Below are 21,552 nucleotides of genomic sequence, written 5' to 3' on the forward strand. Positions count from 1 at the left end.
GATACATAGTTGTTTACGTGGCAGCACAATATGCGATCAAGGGCACGACCGCCAAGGGCATTACCTCGTCGGTCGAACAGGCCGTGGCCGAAGGCGGTCTGGGCCCGGGTGACGCCCTGCCTCCGGTACGGAGACTGGCCGATGACCTCGGGGTCAGCGCGGGGACGGTGGCCACGGCCTACAAGGAGCTCCGGCAGCGCGGCATCGTGGTGACGCGGGGACGTGGCGGGACGGTGGTCGCGCAGGCGCCCGCGATCGGCACGCGCCGACCCCCGCGAGTGCCGCACGGCGTGTGCGATCTGGCGGGCGGACATCCGGACCCGGCACTGATGCCCGTGCTGCTGCCGCCCGGGCGCGTGGCCCCCGTCCTCGGTTCGCACCGCGGCTCACCGCGCCGTACGCGACTCGAGGAACTGTCCCGCGAATGGTTCGCCCGCGACGGCATCCCCGACGGCCGGGTGACCTTCGCGCACGGGGCACTGGACTGCATGGCGCGGCTGCTCTCCACGGAGCTGAAGCCGGGCGACGCGGTGGCCGTCGAGGACCCGGGCTTCCACCATCTCCTGGATCTCGTACCGGCGTTGGGGCTGCGCATGCTGCCGGTCGCGGTGGACGACGAGGGAATCAGACCGGACGCGCTGACCGTCGCGCTGCGGGCCGGCGCCAGAGCGGTGGTGTGCAGCCCCCGCGGGCAGAACCCGGTGGGCGGCAGCTTCTCGGAGGCACGACGCGACGCCCTCCTCGAAGCACTCGGCGGCTTCCCTGACGTCCTGGTCATCGAGGACGACCACAACGCGGAGATCGCGGGCGCACCCTCGTACCCGCTGGCTGCCGGCGGACTTGGGCGGTGGGCGCAGGTGCGGACCGTGTCCAAGCACCTGAGCGTCGACCTGCGGTGGGCGGCACTCGCGTGCGACGCGACCACGCTGGCCCGGCACGAGGGCCGGATGCTGCTCACCTCGGGATGGGTCAGTCATCTGCTGCAGGAGACGGTCGAGCGCACGATGCACGACCCAGACGCGCGGACGCTGATCGGACAGGCCGAACAGGCCTACACCGAGCGGCGCGAGGCGCTGATCGCAGAGCTCGCGCGGCACGGGATCGCGGCGCGTGGCGCGAGCGGGATGAACGTGTGGGTCCCGGTGCGGGACGAGTCCGCCGTGGTCAACGGCCTTCGCTCACACGGGTGGTGGGTGGCCGCGGGCGCACGCTTCCGCATCGCCACGCCCACCGCCGTACGGATCACGACGGCCACGCTAGAGGTGTCGGACGCGGCTCGGTTCGCCGCGGACTTCGCCGCGGTGCTCGACGACTCCGAGGCGACGTACGGCGGTTGAGGCCAGGGCAAGACAGAATGCAAGAGGCGAGAGGCAGGAGGCGGACGGTGGTCGACGAGCGGGTGATCAGCTGGCGGCGGCTCGACGAACCGGACTTCCCCCTGCTGCGACAGTGGCTCGAGCAGCCGTTCGTCGCACGCTGGTGGAATCACGAGACCTCGCCCGAGGCCGTGGCACGCGACTTCGGCCCGGCGGCGCGTGGCGAGGAGCCGTCGGAGGACCTGCTCATGCTGCTGGACGGCACACCGTTCGGCCTCGTCCAGCGCTGCCGCTTCGCCGACTACCCGGAGTACGGGGACGAGTTGGCCGGCCAGGCGGAGATTCCCGAGGGCGCCATGAGCATCGACTACCTGATCGGGGAGCCTTCGTACATCGGCCGGGGACTCGGCACGCGCATGATCCGAGCGGTCATCGAGGCCACCTGGAGCGATCACCCGGAGGCCACCGCGGTACTCGTCCCCGTACACGCGGGCAATCACGCGTCCTGGCGCGCCCTGGAGAAGGCGGGCCTGCGGCGGATCGCCGAGGTGTCGCTGGAACCCGACAACCCCCTCGACGACCGCGCCCACCACCTCTACCGGATCGACCGGCCCGCACCGTGATGCGGACGGACGGGCGGGCGGACGGGCGGACGGCCCGGCTCAGCCCTGCGCGGGAAGCGTGAGCCGGTCGAGGCGCTCCCGCTGCTCCGCGCTCAGCCGGAGACCGGCCGCGGCGACGTTCTCCGCCAGGTGGTCGAGCGAGGCGGTGCCGGGAATCGGCAGTACGACCGGCGAACGGTCAAGGAGCCAGGCCAGGGCGATCTGTGCCGCGGTGGCGTCGAGTTCGGCCGCGACGGCCGCGATCTCGGCCGCCCCGGTCGAGGCCGCCGGGTGGACCGGACGCCAGGGCAGGAAAGCGATCCCCGCCGCGTCACAGGCGTCGAGCACGGCCTCGTGCTCCCGGTCCAGCACGCTGTAGCGGTTCTGCACGCTCGCCACGTCGACGATCTGCCGCGCCTCGTGCAGCTCGTCGACGGTGACCTCCGACAGGCCGATGTGACCGATCCTGCCGTCGAGTTGAAACTCCCGCAGCGTGCCGAGCTGGTCCGCGAGCGGCACCTTCGGGTCGAGACGGTGCATCTGGAGGAGCCCGATCCGCTCGACGCGCAGTCGGCGCAGCGCCTGCTCGACCTGCTCACGCAGAAACTCCGGCCGGCCGTTGGTCCGCGCCTCCTCGCCGGGCCTCGGGCGCTCGATCGCGACCTTGGTCGCGATGAGCAGGTCGTCGGGGTAGGGATACAGCGCTTCGACCAGAAGTTCCTCGTTGGCGCCCCACCCGTACATGAACGCCGTGTCGATCAGCGTGATGCCCAGCTCCACGGCCTGCCTGGCCACCCTGATGGAGGCGTTCCTGGCCTCTCCGGCCTCGGTGGCGAGGCGCATCGCCCCGAATCCCATGCGGTGGACAGGGATTTCCCCGCCGATGCGGAAGGTGCTCGATGTCATGTGTCGTGTCTCCCCCTCGTGGATGTGTCCGGGCCGAGCCGGCGCCGCCTGCGCAGACGGTGGTTCACCCAGACCACGAGCCCGACCAGCGACAGCACCACCGCCCCGCCCGCGAGAGTGACGGTGCCCCCGATGAGGAGGAAGAGCAGGAGCAGCTCCCATGCGGACGGTTCCTCGGCCATGCTCCTCCTCGCGCCACAGCTGTCACCACGACGACGAACCGAATGCGTGATCGGTTCCCGCCGATCCCGATTTCCCGCTGGTCCCCGCCGAACCCGCCGGGAATTGCGCACCCCCGTGCATTGACGGCCCACGACGCCCGGTTCAGGGTGTTGCCTCCCGAAAGGCCTCAAGCCTGAAACCTCAACCCTCAAGCCTCAAGCCTCAGGAAGGGTTCCTTCATGCGAAGACGAGTCTTTGTCCGCGGTCTGGCCATCACCGGCGCGGGGCTGACCCTGCCCATCCCCTTATCCGGCGCCGCCACCGCACGATCCGCCACCGCCACCGCGGCCGCAGCCTGGCACCAAGTCGCCGCACCGGCCGCCCAGGAGGCCGCCCACCTGCTCGCGGTGACCGCCGCCGGCCCGCAACTCGCCTGGGCCGTGGGCGAACAGGGCCGCTATGGAGGCACGCTCGGCACCCCACTCGCCCTCAGCTGGAACGGCTCCGCCTGGTCGCGGACCGACCTCTCCCACCTGACGTACAGAGGCGGACTCCGCGCGGTCGCCGCCTCACCGGACGGCACGTCGGCGAACGGCTCCGCCTGGGCCATCGGCACGGACACCGCCGGGCACGACCAGCTCCTCGCGTGGGACGGAGCCACCTGGCGCGAGACCGACTTTCCCGGGCGGGGTGCAGCAGGGACACAGCTGACGGACGTCACCGCTGCCCCCGACGGCCGGTTCTGGGTCTCGGGGCGGCACGGTGACCGCGCCGGCCTGATGCGCACCGACGGCACGACGTGGCGCTGGTGCCGGCCGCTGCCGGACGAGACCGCGCCCACGCCGACCGGCGTCCATGTGACGCCCGGCGGCGAGGTGTGGGTCTACGGCGACATCATCGCCCGCTGGGACGGCGCCTGGACGGTGGTGCCCCGCACGCTCGGCATCCGTGCCTCGGTGACGGGACTGCTCCCGGTCGCGCACGACGACATCTGGCTCACCGGATTCGCGTACGGCGTGGGCGGGCCGCCCGGCAAACCGCCCGGCGTCACCCTGCAGCACTGGGACGGCACCCAGTGGAACAACGTCCGGGCGCCGTTCACCGTCGGCCTGTTGAGCGGCATCGCGGGCGACGCCGCCGGGCGGCCGGACCGGATCTGCGGCTGGGACTTCTGGGACCAGAAGCGCGCCCATTACCTGCGCTGGGACGGGGCGGCCTGGCTCAGCGAGCGCGGGCCGGAGACGCCGTCCACCTATCTGCCCCAGGCCATCGCCCCGATCCCCGGCACGGACGGCGGTCACTGGTCGGTGGGCACGACCTCCTTCTCGCCATACCCACCCGCCCAGCTCCGCGTGGAACGCTTCGGAGAAGGGCCCTAGCCTCTCGGCGTGATGCCGAAGTCGAAGGCGGAGGTGCCGGGGTCCACCGCCGTCACCCCGCCGTCGACCGTCAGCGACGCGCCGTTGACGAAGGAGGCGGCGGGCGAAAGCAGCCAGGAGATCGCCTCGGCGACCTCTTCCGGCTGCCCCGGCCGGCCCGCGGGGACGAGCCGCGTCGCTTCCTCGTACGCCGCGTCGGCCCCGCCGTCCCCCAGGCCCGCCTCCTCGGCGAACCGGGTCATCCGCCGGTCGGCCATCTCGGTGCGCACCCAGCTGGGGCACACGGTGTTGGCGCGCAGACCGGCCTTGCCGTAGTCGACGGCGAGGGAGCGGCACAGCTGGAGCAGCGCCGCCTTGGACGTGGCGTACGCCGCGTTGGCCACGCCATTGCGCAGCGCGGCGACCGAGGCGACCGCGACCACCGAGCCGCGCGCCTCAAGGAGATGGGGAAGCGCGGCCCGCATCAGCAGGAAGGGGCCCGTCAGGTTGGTGCGCAGCACGGCGTCCCAGTCCTCGTCGGACAGGTCACCGACCGCGCCGCTGCGCCCGACCCCGGCGTTGAGCACGAGCCCGTCGATGCGGCCGTAGGCCTCGACGGCCGCCGCGACGAGTCCGGCGACCTCCGCGGGCTCACCCGTGTCCGCGGTATGGGCCAGCGCCCCGGTCTCCTCGGCGATGCGGCGCAACGGCTCGGGGCGCCGTCCGGAGACGACGACGCGATGCCCGGCAGCACGCAACTGCCGGGCGGTGGCGGCACCGATGCCCGTCCCGCCGCCCGTGACGACGACAACTCGGCTCTCCGTCATGTCTGTTCAGCCTCCGAAGGCGGTCGTGAGCACTTGGCGGCGATCATACGTAGGCCGCTCACGACCGCGTTCGGTCGACCTGCCCGAAGGCCCTCGCGGGCCGTCGGCCCTTACTCGTCGATCGCCGCGCCGAACGCCGCGCCCGTGCCCGGCGCGCCCAGCGAGTCCGCGCCGTAGGTCCACGACCCGGACGCGGTGATGCCGCCCGACCCCGCGGACAGGACCCACACGATGCCGTCACCGGCGTTCTCGCGCGGTGCGGCGGCCAGGAGACCGAAGCGGCCGTCGCGGTTCGGGTCCGTCAGACGCACCTGGGCACCCCACTTGTCACCCTTCTCGGCCGCGCCGGGAATGTCCGTGGAATTCTGGTCCCACGACTTGGCGCCGACCCCCGTCAGGCCGTGCTCGGAGCCGCGCAGCACCCAGGCCGCCCCGGCGTCCGCGACCGTGCCGATGTCCTCGCCGGGTGCGCCGATGGCGACGTCCGCGTAGCCGTCTCCGTTCGTGTCCGCCACGGACAGGTCGGCGCCCCAGCCGTCACCGCGCTCGGCGACGCCGGGCACGTCCACGCTGTCCTGCGTCCACCACTTGGCCTCGTCCTTGAGGCCGCCCGCGTCGCCGTAGCGGACGCCGACCAGGCCGCCGGTCATGGTCTCGCCCCCGTCGTCCGGGGAGTTGGGCTCGCCGGTCACCAGGTCGTCGAAGCCGTCGTGGTTGATGTCGCCGGACGCGGCGACGGGTCCGCCGCGCAGGTCGTGCTCGTACTTGAGGCCGTCGGCGTTGCCCGAGAAGTACGCGGACCAGCCGTGCCCCGGCTCCTCGCCCACGGTCACGCCGGACACGACGAGGTCCGCGTATCCGTTGTTGTCGTAGTCGCCGGTGGTGAGCGACTTCGGCGTGATGTCGCGCTCCTCGGCCGCCGCGGAGAGCCGCTTGGTCTCCTGGCGCCGCAGCGGGGCCTGCCCGTCGGCCTGCGGCGCGGCGTCGTACGCGAAGAGTTCCAGGTCGTCGCGGTCCAGTACGCCGAGGATGTCGCCCGGCGTCTCGTCGGTGTGGCGCGCGGCGGAGAGGCTCAGGCCGAACTGCTCGCCCTTGGTGGGCTCCTGGGTCTCCAGCCAGTCGCTGGCGTCACCGCTGAGGCCGTCCTTCGAGCCCCACAGGATCGCCACCCCACCTGCGTCCACCGTGTCGCCGATGTCCTCGCCGGGGATGCCGACGATCGCGTCGTCGAAGCCGTCGGCGTCCAGGTCACCGGTGGCGACGGCCGTCCCGAAGCCGTCGGCCGCCTCCGCGGCGCCCGCGACACCGCCCGTCGACTGGCTGAACCGGTCGACGGAGGTGGTGTTCATGCCTCTGGAGGAGCCGTACTGGGCGGTGACGAGACCGGCGCCCTTCTGGCCGCTCACCGTCGCCCCAGGGGCTCCGACCAGCACGTCCTCGTATCCGTCGCCGTTGAAGTCACTGTTGCGGTCGTCGGCGTGCGTACCCCCGGGGGTGCCGGCGACGGCGGAGGGGGCGGCAACGATGCCCGCTCCGGAGAGAAGAAGGAATGAGGCCGCGGCGAGGGCGGCCGAACGGTTCTTGCGCACGAGCGGCTCCTGAGAAGGAAAGTGGCCGGGCAGGCGCGAGGGTGTCCGGAAAGGGCCCGTTCCTTGTCCGGCGCCCTGTTCGACACCGGATGAGGCACAAGGGTTGTACGCGACCTCCTGGTCAGAAGCGGGGCGTGTCATTCCTCTGGGATCATGGCCGCCATTCAGCGGGACTTCTTGGTCACCACGAACCGGTCGATGACCAGGTAGTCGATCTCGGTGGCGAGGAAGCACTCCAGAGCGTCCCGCGGCGAGCAGACGATGGGCTCTCCGGCCACGTTGAACGAGGTGTTGAGCAGACAGGGCACGTCCGTCCTCGCCGTGAAGGCGCTGAGCAACTGCGCCAGCGCGGGATTCTGCCGGTCGTCGACCGTCTGGACGCGTGCCGTGCCGTCCACGTGGCAGGCCCCGGGGATTCGCTCCTGGTACTCCTTGCGCACCGGGAAGACGAACGTCATGTACGGGGACGAGGTCTTCTTGCCCATCTCGAAGACGCGGGGTGCCTCGGACGCGAGGACGACCGGGGCGAACGGGCGGAAGGGTTCCCGGTGTTTGACCCGGAGGTTGATGATGTCCTTGATGTCGGGGAAGGCCGGGTTGGCGAGGATGCTGCGGTTGCCCAGGGCGCGCGGTCCGAACTCGGCGCGGCCCTGGAACCAGCCCACGACGTTCTTCCCGGCCAGCAGCTCTGCCGTCCTCTCCGAGACGGCGGAGACATCGGGCTCCTCCTGCCACTCCACACGGTCCGCGTACTCCCCCAGTACTTCGAGGATCTGCCGCTCGTCGTACGAAGGCCCCAGGTAGGGCGTGGTGACCGCGTCCGCGGGCCGGTTCCTGAGGCCGGCGCCGTGGACGGCCGCGCCGATGGCGACGCCCGGGTCGCTGGCCCCGAAGCTGACCTCCATGCCGGTGAACGACGAGCGCTGAAGCATCTTCGTGTTGGCCACGCAGTTGAGCGCGAGGCCGCCCTCGAAGAGGAGATTGTCCAGGCTGGAGGCTGCGGTCAGTTTCCGCAGTTGGTGGGCGGTGACGGCCTCGACCATGTGCTGGGCGAGCCCGGCGACCTTGACCCGGAAGTCGAACTCCTCGCGCTTCTCGCTGTCGCCGCCGAACAGTTCGTCGAAGAGCGCGTGATAGGCGGCGACGTCCGCGGGGACGGAGAGGGTGTACGAGCCGTCCTCGTGCAGGCGCACGACGTGTTCGAGCAGGGGGTTGTGCTGGGGCGGCGGGCCGTAGGCGGCCAGGCCCATGACCTTGTACTCGTCGTTGTTGGGCACGAAGCCCAGGTAGCGGGTGATCCTTCCGTAGACCACGCCGAGCGAGCTGGCCATGTCGACGGTGGCTTCGTCGAAGAGGTGGACCACGCCGTCGCGGAGCTCTCCCATGACGGAGGACAGGGTCTCGGCCCGGCCGTCGCTCACCAGGAAGGCGGCGTCGCCCCCGCCTGCCAGGTAGGCGCCGCACATGAGGTGGGCGAGGTGGTGCGGCACGAGGGTGAGCTTGTTGGGGTCCAGCGCGTGGCCGGTGCGCCGGACGAAGTCGCCGTACACCGCGTCGCGGCTGAGCATCCCGGTGTAGAGCTCGCCCGTGCGCCGCAGTGAGTCGAACTTCTCCGCGACCGGCAGGTCGGAGTCGGATATCTTCGCGATCATCTCCTCCGCCACGGTCGGCGTGAAGCGCCAGGGGAAAGCGACGACGTCGACCTGGTCGAGTACGACTCCGGCGGATTCCAGGCACCATCTGATCGCGTTGGCCGGGAAATCGGAGGTCTTCTTGACCCGGCTCAGCTGTTCCTCCTCGACGGCGGCAACCACTTCGCCGTCGATGGACAGGGCAGCCGCCGCGTCGTGACCCACCAGGAGATTACGGCCGACACCGGTCGCCCCGTAGAGACGTCCGAAGAGTTCCGCACCTCTGGTGAATCCGTTGTAACCGAGCACGATCACGGGCGTTCATCCTCCTTGTCGAAACACCTTGCCACTGCAATTCGGGCGGTCATAACCTGGGCCGGACACCCGTGACCGAAAGGATCCGTTCGTGGGCAACAATGCTTCTGCAACCCCTCTGACCAGCACTGTCGTTGCCGAAGGCTTTGACCGCTGGAGCCCTCCGCTGCACAAGGAATTCGAGACCAACACCCAGAACGGACACGTGGGCCAGACGCTGGTGAAAGAGACCGAATCGGCGCGCATCTGGGAAACGCATCTCCAGCCGGGAGAACGCATTCCTGTTCACCGGCATGTACTTGACTATTCCTGGACAGCACTCACCGATGGTCTGGCCCGCCAACACGCGAGCGACGGCAGCAGCCGGGAGATCTCGTATGTCCGCGGGCAGACCCAGCATTTCAGCTTTGCCGAGGAGCGCCATCACCTCCATGACCTGAAGAACATCGGCGAATCTGTTCTGTCGTTCCTTGTCGTCGAGATAAAGGAGGGGGCCAACAAGCCCCTTCCGTTGACGGACGGTCTCGCCGACGCCTGATCCGGCTCACAGAGCGGCAGAGAGCGCGGCGAGCAGCGCGTCGTTCGCGCGCCGGTTGCCGATGGAGACGCGGCAGGTGTCGGGGATGAGGAAACCGACGTCGGCGACCACGATCCCCGCGTGGTGCAACTGCTCCATGACCCGCTGGTGTTTGTGCAGCCGCACCAGCAGGAAGTTGGCCTCGGAGGGGAACACCCGCTCCACCGCGGGGTGTTCGGCCAGCCTCCCGGCCATCCGGTCGCGCTCGGCCCGGATGTGCCGGATGCTGGCGAGCACCCGGCGTGTGTGGGTCAGCCGGTCCCGCACGGCGGCCTGCGACGCGTCGGTGAACCCGAAGGGCACCTGCACCCGCCGCAGCGCCTCGATGATCCCGGGGTGCGCCAGGGCGATCCCGCACCGCGCGCCGGCGAGCCCCCAGGCCTTGGAGAGCGTTCTGAGCACGATGAGGTTGTCGTGCTCGGCGACGAGACCGGCGTACGAGGGCTTCTCGCTGAACTCGACATACGCCTCGTCGATCACGACAAGGCCTCGCGTGCCGGTGACGAGTGCCCGCACCCGCTCCGGGTCGAGCCTGGTCCCCACGGGGTTGTTCGGATCGCACAGGATGGTGACCCGCGGATCGGCGGCCAGGATTCGCTCCGTGTCGAGCTCGGACAAGTCGTCGCCGCGCAGCGGCACTTCGACCAGCGGCAGGCGCAGCAGGCGGGCGAAGTGGGCGTAGAGCGGGAAGGTGGGCGGCGTGACGCACACCCTCTCACCGGGCGAGGCGAGGGCCGCCAGGAGCAGCATGACGCCGTCGACCGAACCGCTGGAGAACAGCAGATGGTCCGCTGTCAGGGTGTCCGTGCCCGCGTGGCCGGGCAGCTGCGAGACCGTGTCCAGGTAGGTGCGGGCGAGTTCCGCCGTGTCGAGATGGGGGTACTGGCCCGTGGCGCCCAGGAACGGGTTGGTGTTGCTCGACAGGTCGATGGTGTCGAACCGCGGCTGACGGCGGGCGCGGGCCGGGCCCGGGACCGGCACGGTCGTGACGGGCGCAGCCGCGAAGCGCGACAGAGCCGGCTCCGCCCCTGCCGCCTCCGGGGCCTTGCTGTTCTCGGCCAGCAGCCAATGGTCGAGGGGCACAAACAGGTCGGCTCCGAGGCCGCGCTTGTCGTCGGCATCCCCCGGGCCGAGGTGGACCCAGTGCAGGCCCGCACGTCTGGCGTCGAGGTACAGCCCGTACAGGGCCGCGGCGTGGAGATCACTCGGCGCGGCAGCATAGGCGTCGGGATCGGTGGCCTGGGTCAGGTGGTAGAGCCCACGGCCGTTGTGGGACCTGGTGGTGAGTGCGACCTGGACGACGGTGGTGCCCCGGCGGCGCACGAGCATCTCCGTGCGGTCGGCCAACGCGCCGCCCGCCAGGGCGTCGAGGGCCCCGGTGTCGTACGGGTTGTGGCCGCCGCCGTTGCGTTCCGCCAGCCGCCGGTGCAGTTCCACGAAGGCATCGCGCGCCCACAGCGCCCCGCCGAGCTCGCTCAGGCGGATGCGTTCCCAGGTGAGGTCGCGGGAGAGCGCCTCATGGCGGCGGCGCAGGGCGCGCTGTCGCCCGCCGCCCAGACGGGCACGCAGCACGTCGTCCACGTCCCCCGTCAGCCGTACGACGCACTCGGAATCGGCGGCCAGGGGCACGAAGCCGGCTGCGCGCAGCGTGCGGGAGTCGTCGGTGCGGCGCACGTTGGGCACGAGGATCTGCCGCACGTCCAGCGCCTCGGCGCGGCGCACCAGCTCCTCGACGGCGTGGGCGGAGGGAGCGGGGCTGGTCGGGTGGTAGAGGGCCGAGCCGCCGATCAGGGTGGGGCGCTCCATGATCTCGGCGCTCAAGGTGCCGAAGGCGCCGTTCGCTCCGGCCAGTCGGGCCAGGGCCCCCACCGGTTCGCGGCCTCCGAGGGCGGCACCGAGCGCCTCTTGGAGTGCCTCCGTGTCTGTGGGCCTGCGCATGTCAGTGCTCCCCTCCTCGCTCCGTCGCGTGCGGGCCGACGTGGGCCTCGACGCGGTCGCGGTACTCCTCGAACAGCTCGGCCAGGGTGCGGGCGATGCCCGCCTTCCAGTCGACGGAGCAGTCGCCGATCAGACTCCGGCGGACCTCGTGGTCGAAGATCGCGGTCTCGCGGCTGTAGTCGCTGCGGTCCAGCTGGACCGGCACGCCCGTGAGCGCGGACATGTACTCGAGCAGGTCGGTCATGCCGACCTCCTCGTCCCCGCCCCAGTTCACCACCCGGGCGGGTGTCCGCGCCGCGCCCCACAGCAGTGGCACCTGCCGGACGAGGTCATCGGTGTGCAGCAGATTGCAGTGGTTCTGCCCTTGCCGCGGCACCGCGCACGGCTGCCCTGCGCGCATCTGCCGGAACAGGATCATGGGGACGCCGCCGTGGCCGTACGGCCCGTAGGCGATGTTGAGCCGTGCGATCACCGTCGGCAGTCCGAGCGCTTCGGCCAGGCCCCGCGCCACTCCTTCGGCGGCGAGCTTGCCGACGGGGTACGTCGGCAGCCAGGGCACCGCGCCGCCCACGGCATCGTCCTCGCGGTAGCGATGGGTGCGGTCGGCCCGGTTGTAGACCACTCCGGACGAGACGTACAAGAACGCCTCGGCGGTGGCGCAGTGGGTCATCAGGCGTGCGGTGCCCGCGGCGTTGACGCGCGCGGTCTCCGCGAAGTCCTTGCCGTCGCCCCGGTGCACCGCCGAGTGCAGTACGTGGGTGAAGTCGCCGGGCAGACCGGTCAGTTCATCGGTGGCCATGTCCCAGGTGAAGGTGTGCGCGCCCATCTCCTCCAGGGCCTTGCGGGCGTCCGGGTCACCGAACCGGCCCAGACACCACACCTCGTTGTCCGCTGCGAGCGCTTCGGCGACAGGCATCGCGACCTGCCCGGTGCCACCCGTGACGAGAATCTTCTTGCCGTGCATTCCTGTGTCCGTCCTTAGCCGAGCGCCTGGCTCAGTTCGTGCCGCAAGGTTGCCTGGAAGGTCTGTACGTGCTGCGGGCTCATCAGCGTGTAGTGCTCGCCGTCGACCTCGATGTACCGGTTGGGGTCGCGGGTGAAGTCGTCCCAGTGACGCAGCTGGTCGTCCAGCCACTCCTGCTTGGTGCCCTTGAGCGGGGTGCAGTAGAAGACGCGTACGTCCTGGACCGTTCCCGCGGGTTCGTAGGTGCGGCCCAGGTGCACCATGTTCTGCGCCAGGTGCACCCAGGTGGTGAACTGCTGGACGGTCAGGTCGAGTTCGATCAGGCGCCGCTTGGGCGCGTGGTCGACGAGGTGGGCGAGCTGGTCGGCCTCGGGCAGCGGGCGCAGGGTGGCGGTCAGGCCCTCGATGTCGGCGGGGGCGATGAGTTCCAGGAACAGTGCCAGATTGATCGCGCCGTCGGTGAAGGTGATCTCGTTCATGCGGCCGGAGATGCTCGGCGGCAGATTGAAGACGCCCACGAACTTGACCTCGTCGCCGTCGGCCTCGAGGCGTTTGGCGATCTCGAAGGCGACGGCCGCGCCGTAGGAGTAGCCGGCCACGGCGTACGGCCCGCTCGGCTGGGTCCTCCGGATCGCCTCCACATAGGTGGTGACCATCTCGTCGAAGGAGGCGAAGTGGCTCTCGCCCTGCCCGAATCCGCGGGCACGCAGCGCGTAGAAGGGCCGCTCGCCGGTGAAGTACTTGGCGAGGTTGACGAACACCAGCACCTCCCCCAGGCCGGGATGGACGCAGAACAGCGGCGTGCCGTCCCCGGTGACCTGCAGCGGCACCAACGGGTCGTAGGCGGAGTCTCCGCCGGCGCCGCGTGCGGCGGTCAGGCGGCCGGCCAGCGCCCGCACGCTGGGGGCCTGCAGGAGCGTGGACATCGGTACGTCGTCGATGCCGAACTCGGTCTGTATCTCCAGCTTGAGCCGCAGCACGTCGAGCGAGGTGCCGCCCAGGTCGAAGAAGCTGGCGGTCGCCGGGACCCTCCGGGTGTTCAGGACGCGGGCGTAGACGTCGGCCAGGGTGATCTCGACGTCGCCCCGTGGCGCCACGTATGCGCCGAGGAAGCGGGTGCTCACCTGCTCTGAGCGGCGCATGGCGGCGTCGAGGTCACCCGCCTCGACGGCGGCCCGCAGCTTCGACCGCTGGATCTTGCCGAGGTTGCCGCGGGGGATCTCTGCCTCGGCGACGGGCAGGATCAGCTGGGGTCGGAAGCCCCAGTGCATCACCGTGGAGCTGCGGATCGCGACCAGGGCCCGGTAGACGGCCGAGTCGTCGGCGGGGTCGCCCGCGGGGACGAACACGACGGCGAGCTGCTCCGAATCGGCGCCTTCGGGCCGGATCGGGAAGGCGGCGACCTGGCCGCGCCGCACGCCGTCCAGTTCGTCGATGACCGCTTCCAGGTCGTGGCTGTAGTAGTTGACGCCGTTCACGATGACGGAGTCCTTCGTCCGGCCGACCAGCGTCAGCCGTCCCTCGAGGTCCAGGCGGCCCAGGTCCCCGGTGCGGAACCAGCCGTCGGGGGTGAAGGCCTGCGCGGTGGCCTGCGCATTGCCGTGGTAGCCGTCGGTGACCATCGTGCCGCGCAGCTGCACCTCGCCGGACCCGTCCGTGGTGGGCCCGTCGGTGGAGGAAAGGACCGTGCCGTCGCCGTCCACGACGCGGATGCGCAGGCCCCGTACGGGACGGCCCAGCGGAGGGAATTCCGTGTCCAGGTCGCGGGCGGCGAACTTACGGTTGAAGACGCTGCCCGCGCAGGTCTCGGTCATGCCGAACGCGGGCACGATCACGTCCTGGCGCAGGCCGTGCGGCGCGAGGGCGTCGAGGAACGCCCGGACGGTACCGGTCACGGTGGCCTCGCCGCCGGAGATGATGTGCCGCACCCGTGACAGGTCCAACTCACCCGGCGGGAGCGGGCGTTGCGCGAGGGCCTGGTTGATCTGCCCGAACAGGAAGTTGGGCGTGAACGTGACGCTCACCTGGTGGGCGGCGAGCAGCCGGAGGAATTCGACGGGGTTCGCGAGCACCGTGGCCGGAGTCGCCATGACCTGGTCGGCTCCGTTGAACATCGGCAGCAGGTTCGCCTCGATCGCGGCGATGTGGTCGGCCGATATCCAGTTCAGTGACGTGTCCTCGGGCCCCAGGTCCAGCGCCCCCGCCTTCCCGGCCTGCGCGGCGAGGAGGTTGGCGTGGGTGAGCCTGACCGCCTTGCTCGATCCGGTGGACCCGGAGGTGAGCATCAGTACGGCGAGATCGTCCGGGGCGGGCGCGTGGGGTTGGTCGTCGTCGGCGGCGGCATGGCTCAGCTCCTCCACCGTCAGCGCTCGCAGCCCGACTTCGGGCAGGTCGCCCTGGGACTCCTTGGAGAGGATCACCAGCGGGTCGGCCAACAGCGTGCGGAGGTGCTCCAGTTGTGTACGCCACCGGGCGGGGTCGGCGGGCGGCGCGACCGGGCAGGGCACGACACCGGCCAGGACGCACCCCCAGAAAGCGCGGAAGAAATTCTCGGGATCGTGGGCGGAAATCAATACCCTCTCGCCCGGTGCGGTGCCATGGTCGCGCAGTCCTTGGGCGATCCGGCGAGCACACTCCCGCAACTCGGCGTACGAGAGGAATGACCCGCCGATGAAGGTGATGCCTCGCGATGCGTCCCGCGCCGCACTCTCGAGCAATTGCGGGAGCGTCGAAGCATGACGTTGATCCAGCATAGGTTGCGGCATTGGTTCCGACATAGGTTTCGGCATGGGGATGACGACCTCCGATCAGAGAAAATCACCATGACTGTGGGCGGATATCGTCAGGCGCCGACCTCGTTGAAGCGCACGATCTCGTCGATCGTCTTCTGCAGCTTCAGTTCGTCCGGGTCGGAGACGATCGCCTGCCCGTATCGGCCGTACGGGCCGATCGACGCGTCGGGCGACAAGGGGTAGGTAATTTCGTCGAAGGAGAAGTTGCGCTCGAAATCCTGTTGGGTCAATGTGCCGTCGCCGGAGCGGCGCAGGAGAATGTATCCATAGAACCGGTCGGGCACCCGGCCGTCCGGGATCCGCGCCGGCTCCTCGCCGAGCGCGAGGCTGATTTCCACGTCGAAGAGGTCGACACCGAAGGTCAGTTGATTGACCTGCGGGGACAGCGCCCCCGGAAGCCGGATGGCGCACTCGCCGAACGTCAGCCCGGCTTCCCGCGCGAAGGCCTCCATGTGGAACACGCAGTCCGGTGCGCCGAGGCCGCCAAGTGCTTCCCCGGCGAGCTGCTCGGCCTGCCGGAACAGGTCCGGATGCAGTCTGCGGTCCAGGATGTGCGCGGACAGGATGCCGCCCTGCACGGCGCTGAGCGGCGCAATGTGGTTGCTGCTCATGGACGACCACTGGAGACGGCCGTTTCGCCAGATGCCGTCCATGTAGACCTCGGGGGCATCGACGAAGGACTCGGCGACGATCTCGACGTCCGACTGGCCCGGGAAGAGTTCCAAGGCTCGCGCGTGCTCTTCCGGAGATCGCACGATGCTCGTGCGCAGCGATCCGGCGCCGATCGCCGGCTTGATGACGAAGACGTCACCCAGTTCCCTGGAGAGCTCCAGGAATGAAGTGTCCTTCGATACGTACCGACAGCGGGCCCGCTTTACGTGCGGCGGCAGCATGCTCTTCTGGAGATATTTGTCCCGGAAATTCAGGGCGGACCGCGAGTCGATGTTACCGGGGAGATTCAGCTGCTGCCGCAAATAGGTGGCACTGAATACGCCCATTTCGTGGACGGTGAGCACTCCCGCCACATCGTCGACCTGCGCGGAAAGTACCGCACGCCATACTTCCTGGATGTTTTCGATGTCGGCGACCCGCTTGAAGCGTCGCCCCTTCGGAGCACCGAAAGGCGCCTGCACGATATAGCAGGGATCCAATCCCCTGCGCCGGAGAACTTGGTCCAGGTCATCTCTGTAACCGATGACAATCATCGTCGGCATGCTTGTCTCCCCGAAATAAAGCTAGCCAAGCAACTCGTCGCATCCTGTCACACGGGTCACAGCCGTGTGGATATGCAAAATCATGATCATTTGCTTGGCGAGATGTGATTTAACTCACAAGTAAAGCTTTAGTCGAATAGGCATGGAATGATTCATTCCGCCGCAGCTCCACGCACCACAATTCCACCGGAACAGGCAAAATAACCCGGAGCGGAAGACAATCGCCGCCGTCCGCTCCGGGCGTTGTCAGAACGCGGTTTCGGCGGTCAGCCGAGGGGCCCGGGAGCCGGGAGCGAGGACGCGGCGCGACGCTCGCCCGGGGTCGCCCGGCATGTCACGTCGGCAGCCGGGAGCTTACCGGTGGCCAGATAGGTGTCGGCAGTGGCATCCGCGCACGGATTCGTCGAGTAGACGCCATGACCCTCGCCCTCGTCGACCGTTACCATGCGCGAGCCCTTCAGCTGGCGGTGCATGGCGCGGGCGGTGACCAGCGGGGTCTGCGAGTCCCACTCGTTCTGGACGATCAGCGCCGGGACTTTGTTGTTCACCTCGGTGGCGGGCTCAACTGGCTTGCCCCAGAAGGCACACGGCATGACGCCCGCCGCGAAGTCCCCGTACAGCGGATACCGCGCCGCGTCCCGGACCGAGTCCGCGCGGTACGTCTCGGGGTCGCTCGGCCAGGACGCATCACCGCACACCACGGCCAGGGTGGCCGAGATGTCGGGCTCTTCCGGAGGCTCGGCGAGGTCCGCGCCCTGCGCGCCGCCACCGGCTGCCTCCTTCAGCCGCACGACCCGCTCGGCCGCGTCGCGGACGGTGAAGAACTCCGCCCGCACCAGGTCCCGCACACCGGCGCCGTCGAGCGGGATCCCGTCGACGACGATCGGGTCCCGGTCGGCCTTGTCGACCACGTCCCAGAAGGTCTTGCTCACCGCGGCCGGCGTGTCACCCAGGCCGTAGGTCGCGTCGCGCGCGGCGGTCCACTTCGTCCACCGCGCGAACGCCCGCTCCGCCTCCGTGGTCCAGACCCGGAACATCTCGCGCCACATCCGCTCGGGGTCGACGGCGCTGTCGAGGACGAAGCGGTCGGCGCGCCGGGGAAAGAGCTGCGTGTAGACGGCGCCGAGGGCGGTGCCGTAGGAGACTCCGTAGTACGAGATCCTGCGCTCGCCCAGGGCTGCCCGCAGGACGTCCATGTCGCGCGCGGTGTTGCGGGTGGTGATGTGCCGAAGGGTGTCCCCCGCCTTCGAACGGCACTTGTCGGCCACGGTCTTGGCCCATACGACGTTCTTGTCGAACGTCCGCAGCGGGCGCAGCAGCGTGTTCTCCTCGGCGCTGATCCCGCACCGGACGGGTGTGCTCCTGCCGATACCCCGGGGGTCGAACCCGATGAGGTCGTACCGGTCCTTCACCCGCTGGGGCAGCTGCCGGTCCAGTTCGAGCGGCATCTCCAGGCCGGGGCCGCCCGGGCCGCCCGGGTTGGAGAGCAGTACGCCGTGGCGCTTGCCGGGGGCGCTGGTCCTGAGCCGGGATATCGCGACGTCGATCTGCCGGCCGCCGGGGGCGCGGTAGTCCAGCGGAACCTTCAGGGTCGCGCACCGCAGGGCGGCGGGGGCGCCGTCGCCGCACGCCTTCCAGACCAGCTTCTGCCGGGTGTACGGACGCAGGGCCTCGGCTGCCGCGGCGGCGGGTGCCGAGCGGGCCGATGGGCTCGCGCTTGCCGGGGTCGCGGCCAGGCCGGGCGCCAGAGCCGCCATCACGCTCACCGCCAACAGCGGTACGAGCGGTCGTCTTTGCATGCGGACGATCCTTCCGATGGACAATGCGGCATTGCGGGACGTGACCGATCTTGTCCTGGTGGGCCCTGCCCGCGACTCATCCGGAAGGTCCGAACGTCTCCAACTCACGTGCCATGTAGGGGACTTGTGTCTACTCCGTTGGTAGGAGTGCTCAACGGACCTCGCGAGCAGTTCATATGGCCCGGCGCCCGGCGATTACCGCGTTCGGGTGTCGTGAGGGGCCCGGTGCAACCAGATGGCCGCCCGACCGCTTCCTCACCGGCACAGGCATTGCCCGCACGTCGTGAGGAAGCCGCCATGACTTCACCCGCCACCATCCTGCCGACCGTCGACTGGGACGCGGAGGCCGACTTCCTGCTGCCGCCGCCCGACCCGGCGCAGCGCCTGGACATGGCCGCCCCGACCGTTCTCACGCCCCGCGACCGACACCGCCTGAGCCTGCACGCGACGCTCACCACGGCCGGCATCCCTCCCCACCCCGATGACGCCAAGGCCATCGACGCGCTGAGCACGCTCGACGACACCGTCGCCCTCGCGATCTGCCGCTGGCTCAGCACCCATGCCCAGCCGGCGACGCCTCTCACGTGACGGGGCACGGCAGTTCATCGCGCCCCGCCCCCGGCGACGACAGCACAGCCGCTCAGCCCCGGTGGAAGAGGTCCTGCGGGTCGACGCGCTCCCAGCGTGAGCGCGGGGCGGGAGCACGCGGCACCTCACGGTTCTGGGCCTGCCACTCACGTACCAGCGCGTCATAGATCGGGGACTGCGAAGCAGGCTCCCCGCCGCCGCCGGTCCTGGTCTCGGCACGGGGCGGCCGCGGCGAAGGGACCCCGTTCCCCGCATCGCTCATGCGCAGTCCAACGATCCTTTCCGCTCCCGGCACTTCAGGAATGCGCCCGTGTCCGGCATTAAGCCCGCGGCATGCCTATGCCACGGGCTTAATGGAGCGTCGGAGGCAGGTCACTGACTCCATGGATCGTCTGGGCGCGGTCCTCGAATTGGTGCTCGCACCCATTCAACGCCGACCTTCGGCGTCAGTGTCGCTCTTGAAAGTGCGGCACACGTTTGAGTGACAGATCGGTGCGAGTCGGCCGCGCGGCAGCTCGCCGGTCCATACTCTGCGCCCGGCCCGGGTGTCAGCCGTCAGCCGTCAGCCGACGTAAGCCGCGAGGTGCTCGCCGGTGAGCGTGGAGCGCTCCGCGACGAGATCCGCGGGCGTGCCCTCGAAGACGATCTTGCCGCCGTCGTGTCCCGCGCCGGGGCCGAGGTCGATGATCCAGTCGGCGTGCGCCATGACCGCCTGGTGGTGCTCGACGACGATGACCGACTTCCCCGATTCGACGAGACGGTCCAGCAGCCCGAGCAGCTGCTCCACGTCGGCGAGGTGCAGGCCGGTCGTCGGCTCGTCCAGCACGAAGATCTGCTGCCCCCCGCTCTTCTCCGCCATGTGGGTGGCCAGCTTGAGCCGCTGGCGCTCGCCGCCGGACAGCGTGGTGAGCGGCTGGCCGAGGCTGAGGTAGCCGAGCCCCACGTCGGAGAGCCGCTCCAGGATCTTGTGCGCGGCCGGGGTGCGCGCCTCACCCGCGCCGAAGAATTCCTCCGCCTCGGCCACGGACATCGCGAGCACCTCGCTGATGTCCCGGCCACCGAAGGTGTATTCGAGGACCGCGGGCTGGAACCGCTTCCCCTCGCAGTCCTCGCAGGGGGTCTCGACACTGGCCATGATCCCCAGGTCGGTGTAGATGACGCCCGCGCCGTTGCAGGTCGGGCAGGCGCCCTCGGAATTGGCGCTGAACAGCGCCGGCTTCACGTCGTTGGCCTTGGCGAAGGCCTTGCGGATCGGCTCCAGGAGCCCGGTGTACGTCGCCGGGTTGCTGCGCCGCGAGCCCTTGATGGGCGCCTGGTCGACCGAGATCACCCCCGCCGACGCGGGGACGGAGCCATGGATCAGGGAGCTCTTGCCGGAGCCCGCCACGCCGGTGACCACGCACAGCACCCCGAGCGGGATGTCGACGTCGACGCCCTGCAGGTTATGGCGGGTGGCACCGCGGATCTCCAGCGTGCCGGTGGGCTCCCGGACGGCTTCCTTGAGGGACGCACGGTCGTCGAGGTGACGGCCGGTGACGGTGTCGCTGGCCCGCAGCCCGTCGACGGTGCCCTCGAAGCAGACGGCTCCGCCCGCCGTGCCGGCGCCGGGCCCGAGGTCGACGACGTGGTCGGCGATCGCGATGGCCTCGGGCTTGTGCTCGACGACGAGCACCGTGTTGCCCTTGTCCCGCAGACGGAGGAGCAGCTTGTTCATTCGCTCGATGTCATGGGGGTGCAGGCCGATGGTGGGCTCGTCGAAGACGTACGTGACGTCGGTGAGCGAGGAGCCGAGGTGGCGGATCATCTTGACGCGCTGGGCCTCGCCGCCCGACAGCGTGCCCGCGGGCCGGTCGAGCGAGAGGTAGCCGAGGCCGATCTCCACGAACGAGTCGAGGGTCTGCTGCAGCGCGGTGAGCAGCGGCGCCACGGACGGTTCCTTGAGGCCGCGGACCCACTCGGCGAGGTCGCGGATCTCCATGGCGCAGGCGTCGGCGATGCTGATTCTCTTGATCTTCGAGGACCGGGCCCCCTCACTGAGACGGGTGCCATCGCACTCGGGACAGGTCGTGAAGGTGACCGCGCGCTCCACGAAGGCCCGGATGTGCGGCTGCATCCCCTCCTTGTCCTTGGAGAGGAACGACTTCTGGATCTTGGGGATCAGCCCCTCGTAGGTGAGGTTGACGCCGTTGACCTTGACCTTGACCGGCTCCCCGTAGAGGAAGTCCCGCAGTTCCTTCTTGGTGTACTTGCGGATCGGCTTGTCCGGGTCGACGAAGCCGGACTGGGCGTAGACCTGCACGGTCCACTGGCTGTCGGACTTCCAGCCGGGGATGGTGAACGCGCCCTCGGCGAGCGACTTGGAGTCGTCGTAGAGCTGCGTGAGGTCGATGTCGGAGACGCTGCCCCGGCCCTCGCAGCGCGTACACATGCCGCCGGTGCGGTTGAAGGTGGCCTTCACGGTCTTGGTCTTGGCGTCGCCGCGTTCGACGGTGATCCCGCCGCTCGCCCTGACCGACGCGGTGTTGAAGGAGTACGCGCTGGGCGGGCCGATCTGCGGCTTGCCGAGCCGGCTGAAGAGGATGCGCAGCATCGCGTTGGCGTCGGTGGCGGTGCCGACCGTGGAGCGGGGGTCGGCGCCCATCCGCTGCTGGTCGACGATGATCGCCGTCGTCAGACCGTCGAGTACGTCGACCTCGGGGCGCGCCGGCGTCGGCATGAAGCCCTGCACAAAGGCGCTGTACGTCTCGTTGATCATCCGCTGTGACTCCGCGGCGATCGTGCTGAACACCAGTGAGCTCTTGCCCGACCCGGAGACGCCGGTGAACACCGTCAGGCGCCGCTTGGGGAGCTCGATGCTGACGTCCTTGAGGTTGTTCACACGCGCGCCGTGCACACGGATCAAGTCGTGGCTGTCGGCGGCGTGGAGCGCAGGCGACTGCGTGGTCTTTCTCTTGGCCGGGCTCATGGTCTCTCC

General features: G+C 69.9%; 17 protein-coding genes. 5 read left to right on the forward strand and 12 right to left on the reverse strand.

Going from position 1 to position 21,552, the window contains the following annotated elements; translation table 11 throughout:
- The first annotated feature begins 17 nt into the window (after positions 1-17).
- Both AB0I66_RS08265 and AB0I66_RS08270 read left to right on the forward strand, forming a co-directional pair.
- Entirely contained in the window at positions 18-1,337 is a 1,320-nt protein-coding gene (locus AB0I66_RS08265) for an aminotransferase class I/II-fold pyridoxal phosphate-dependent enzyme (protein WP_363206954.1), read from the forward strand.
- A 62-nt stretch (positions 1,338-1,399) separates the two neighbouring features.
- Positions 1,400-1,939 (forward strand): GNAT family N-acetyltransferase, encoded by a 540-nt coding sequence (locus AB0I66_RS08270; protein WP_363207843.1) that lies wholly within the window; start codon positions 1,400-1,402, stop codon positions 1,937-1,939.
- A 39-nt stretch (positions 1,940-1,978) separates the two neighbouring features.
- Here AB0I66_RS08270 and AB0I66_RS08275 read toward each other — a convergent pair whose 3' ends face one another.
- On the reverse strand, positions 1,979-2,824 hold the full coding sequence (locus AB0I66_RS08275) for an aldo/keto reductase (protein ID WP_363206955.1): 846 nt from the start codon (positions 2,822-2,824) through the stop codon (positions 1,979-1,981).
- Positions 2,821-3,006, reverse strand: a complete 186-nt coding sequence (locus tag AB0I66_RS08280) for a hypothetical protein (RefSeq protein WP_363206956.1) — start codon at positions 3,004-3,006, stop codon at positions 2,821-2,823. Before AB0I66_RS08280 ends, AB0I66_RS08275 begins: the two co-directional genes overlap by 4 nt.
- A gap of 219 nt (positions 3,007-3,225) precedes the next feature.
- Here AB0I66_RS08280 and AB0I66_RS08285 point away from each other — a divergent pair, with 219 nt between their 5' ends.
- Positions 3,226-4,365, forward strand: a complete 1,140-nt coding sequence (locus AB0I66_RS08285) for a hypothetical protein (protein WP_363206957.1) — start codon at positions 3,226-3,228, stop codon at positions 4,363-4,365.
- Here the strand turns inward: AB0I66_RS08285 and AB0I66_RS08290 are convergent.
- The 3 genes from AB0I66_RS08290 to AB0I66_RS08300 all read right to left on the reverse strand — a co-directional run bounded on the left by AB0I66_RS08290 (position 4,362) and on the right by AB0I66_RS08300 (position 8,706).
- On the reverse strand, positions 4,362-5,171 hold the full coding sequence (locus AB0I66_RS08290) for an SDR family oxidoreductase (protein ID WP_363206958.1): 810 nt from the start codon (positions 5,169-5,171) through the stop codon (positions 4,362-4,364). The two genes, AB0I66_RS08285 and AB0I66_RS08290, sit on opposite strands and share 4 nt — an antisense overlap.
- Before the next feature lie 110 nt (positions 5,172-5,281).
- Complete coding sequence (locus AB0I66_RS08295; RefSeq protein WP_363206959.1) at positions 5,282-6,760, reverse strand: esterase; 1,479 nt, start codon at positions 6,758-6,760, stop codon at positions 5,282-5,284.
- A 164-nt stretch (positions 6,761-6,924) separates the two neighbouring features.
- Entirely contained in the window at positions 6,925-8,706 is a 1,782-nt protein-coding gene (locus AB0I66_RS08300) for a carbamoyltransferase C-terminal domain-containing protein (RefSeq protein ID WP_363206960.1), read from the reverse strand.
- 91 nt (positions 8,707-8,797) lie between these two features.
- Between AB0I66_RS08300 and AB0I66_RS08305 the strand changes: the two genes are divergently transcribed.
- A complete protein-coding gene (locus tag AB0I66_RS08305) occupies positions 8,798-9,244 on the forward strand; it encodes a hypothetical protein (RefSeq protein WP_363206961.1) in 447 nt (148 codons plus the stop codon).
- A gap of 6 nt (positions 9,245-9,250) precedes the next feature.
- Here the strand turns inward: AB0I66_RS08305 and AB0I66_RS08310 are convergent, their stop codons facing one another.
- The 5 genes from AB0I66_RS08310 to AB0I66_RS08330 all read right to left on the reverse strand — a co-directional run bounded on the left by AB0I66_RS08310 (position 9,251) and on the right by AB0I66_RS08330 (position 17,990).
- Positions 9,251-11,221: an aminotransferase class I/II-fold pyridoxal phosphate-dependent enzyme gene (locus tag AB0I66_RS08310; protein ID WP_363206962.1), complete on the reverse strand. Its 1,971-nt coding sequence runs from the start codon at positions 11,219-11,221 to the stop codon at positions 9,251-9,253.
- A gap of 1 nt (position 11,222) precedes the next feature.
- Positions 11,223-12,185: an NAD(P)-dependent oxidoreductase gene (locus tag AB0I66_RS08315; RefSeq protein WP_363206963.1), complete on the reverse strand. Its 963-nt coding sequence runs from the start codon at positions 12,183-12,185 to the stop codon at positions 11,223-11,225.
- Between the two features lie 14 nt (positions 12,186-12,199).
- Complete coding sequence (locus AB0I66_RS08320) at positions 12,200-14,902, reverse strand: non-ribosomal peptide synthetase (RefSeq protein WP_363206964.1); 2,703 nt, start codon at positions 14,900-14,902, stop codon at positions 12,200-12,202.
- A 125-nt stretch (positions 14,903-15,027) separates the two neighbouring features.
- Complete coding sequence (locus AB0I66_RS08325; RefSeq protein ID WP_363206965.1) at positions 15,028-16,191, reverse strand: ATP-grasp domain-containing protein; 1,164 nt, start codon at positions 16,189-16,191, stop codon at positions 15,028-15,030.
- A 266-nt stretch (positions 16,192-16,457) separates the two neighbouring features.
- Positions 16,458-17,990: an alpha/beta hydrolase gene (locus AB0I66_RS08330; RefSeq protein ID WP_363206966.1), complete on the reverse strand. Its 1,533-nt coding sequence runs from the start codon at positions 17,988-17,990 to the stop codon at positions 16,458-16,460.
- Between the two features lie 297 nt (positions 17,991-18,287).
- On the opposite strand from AB0I66_RS08330, the gene AB0I66_RS08335 reads away from it, so the two are divergent.
- The gene (locus tag AB0I66_RS08335; protein ID WP_363206967.1) at positions 18,288-18,578 is read left to right on the forward strand and encodes a hypothetical protein; all 291 of its coding nucleotides are present in this window, start codon (positions 18,288-18,290) and stop codon (positions 18,576-18,578) included.
- Positions 18,579-18,630: 52 nt separating this feature from the next.
- On the opposite strand, the gene AB0I66_RS08340 is transcribed toward AB0I66_RS08335, so the two are convergent.
- Together AB0I66_RS08340 and AB0I66_RS08345 are read right to left on the reverse strand one after the other, a co-directional pair.
- Positions 18,631-18,840: a hypothetical protein gene (locus AB0I66_RS08340; protein ID WP_363206968.1), complete on the reverse strand. Its 210-nt coding sequence runs from the start codon at positions 18,838-18,840 to the stop codon at positions 18,631-18,633.
- 300 nt (positions 18,841-19,140) lie between these two features.
- Positions 19,141-21,543 carry an excinuclease ABC subunit UvrA gene (locus AB0I66_RS08345; RefSeq protein WP_363206969.1) on the reverse strand — a complete coding sequence of 801 codons (2,403 nt, stop codon included), beginning with the start codon at positions 21,541-21,543 and terminating at the stop codon, positions 19,141-19,143.
- Positions 21,544-21,552: the final 9 nt, after the last annotated feature.

The sequence above is a fragment of the Streptomyces sp. NPDC050439 genome (assembly GCF_040655335.1).
Lineage (GTDB): Bacteria > Actinomycetota > Actinomycetes > Streptomycetales > Streptomycetaceae > Streptomyces.

Excerpts from the sequence above, each read along its gene's own strand:
- AB0I66_RS08275 (WP_363206955.1), bottom strand. The coding sequence starts at position 2,824 with ATGACATCGAGCACCTTCCGCATCGGCGGGGAAATCCCTGTCCACCGC.
- AB0I66_RS08280 (WP_363206956.1), bottom strand. The coding sequence starts at position 3,006 with ATGGCCGAGGAACCGTCCGCATGGGAGCTGCTCCTGCTCTTCCTCCTC.
- AB0I66_RS08285 (WP_363206957.1), top strand. The coding sequence starts at position 3,226 with ATGCGAAGACGAGTCTTTGTCCGCGGTCTGGCCATCACCGGCGCGGGG.
- AB0I66_RS08290 (WP_363206958.1), bottom strand. The coding sequence starts at position 5,171 with ATGACGGAGAGCCGAGTTGTCGTCGTCACGGGCGGCGGGACGGGCATC.
- AB0I66_RS08310 (WP_363206962.1), bottom strand. The coding sequence starts at position 11,221 with ATGCGCAGGCCCACAGACACGGAGGCACTCCAAGAGGCGCTCGGTGCC.
- AB0I66_RS08315 (WP_363206963.1), bottom strand. The coding sequence starts at position 12,185 with ATGCACGGCAAGAAGATTCTCGTCACGGGTGGCACCGGGCAGGTCGCG.
- AB0I66_RS08325 (WP_363206965.1), bottom strand. The coding sequence starts at position 16,191 with ATGCCGACGATGATTGTCATCGGTTACAGAGATGACCTGGACCAAGTT.
- AB0I66_RS08330 (WP_363206966.1), bottom strand. The coding sequence starts at position 17,990 with ATGCAAAGACGACCGCTCGTACCGCTGTTGGCGGTGAGCGTGATGGCG.
- AB0I66_RS08335 (WP_363206967.1), top strand. The coding sequence starts at position 18,288 with ATGACTTCACCCGCCACCATCCTGCCGACCGTCGACTGGGACGCGGAG.
- AB0I66_RS08340 (WP_363206968.1), bottom strand. The coding sequence starts at position 18,840 with ATGAGCGATGCGGGGAACGGGGTCCCTTCGCCGCGGCCGCCCCGTGCC.
- AB0I66_RS08345 (WP_363206969.1), bottom strand. The coding sequence starts at position 21,543 with ATGAGCCCGGCCAAGAGAAAGACCACGCAGTCGCCTGCGCTCCACGCC.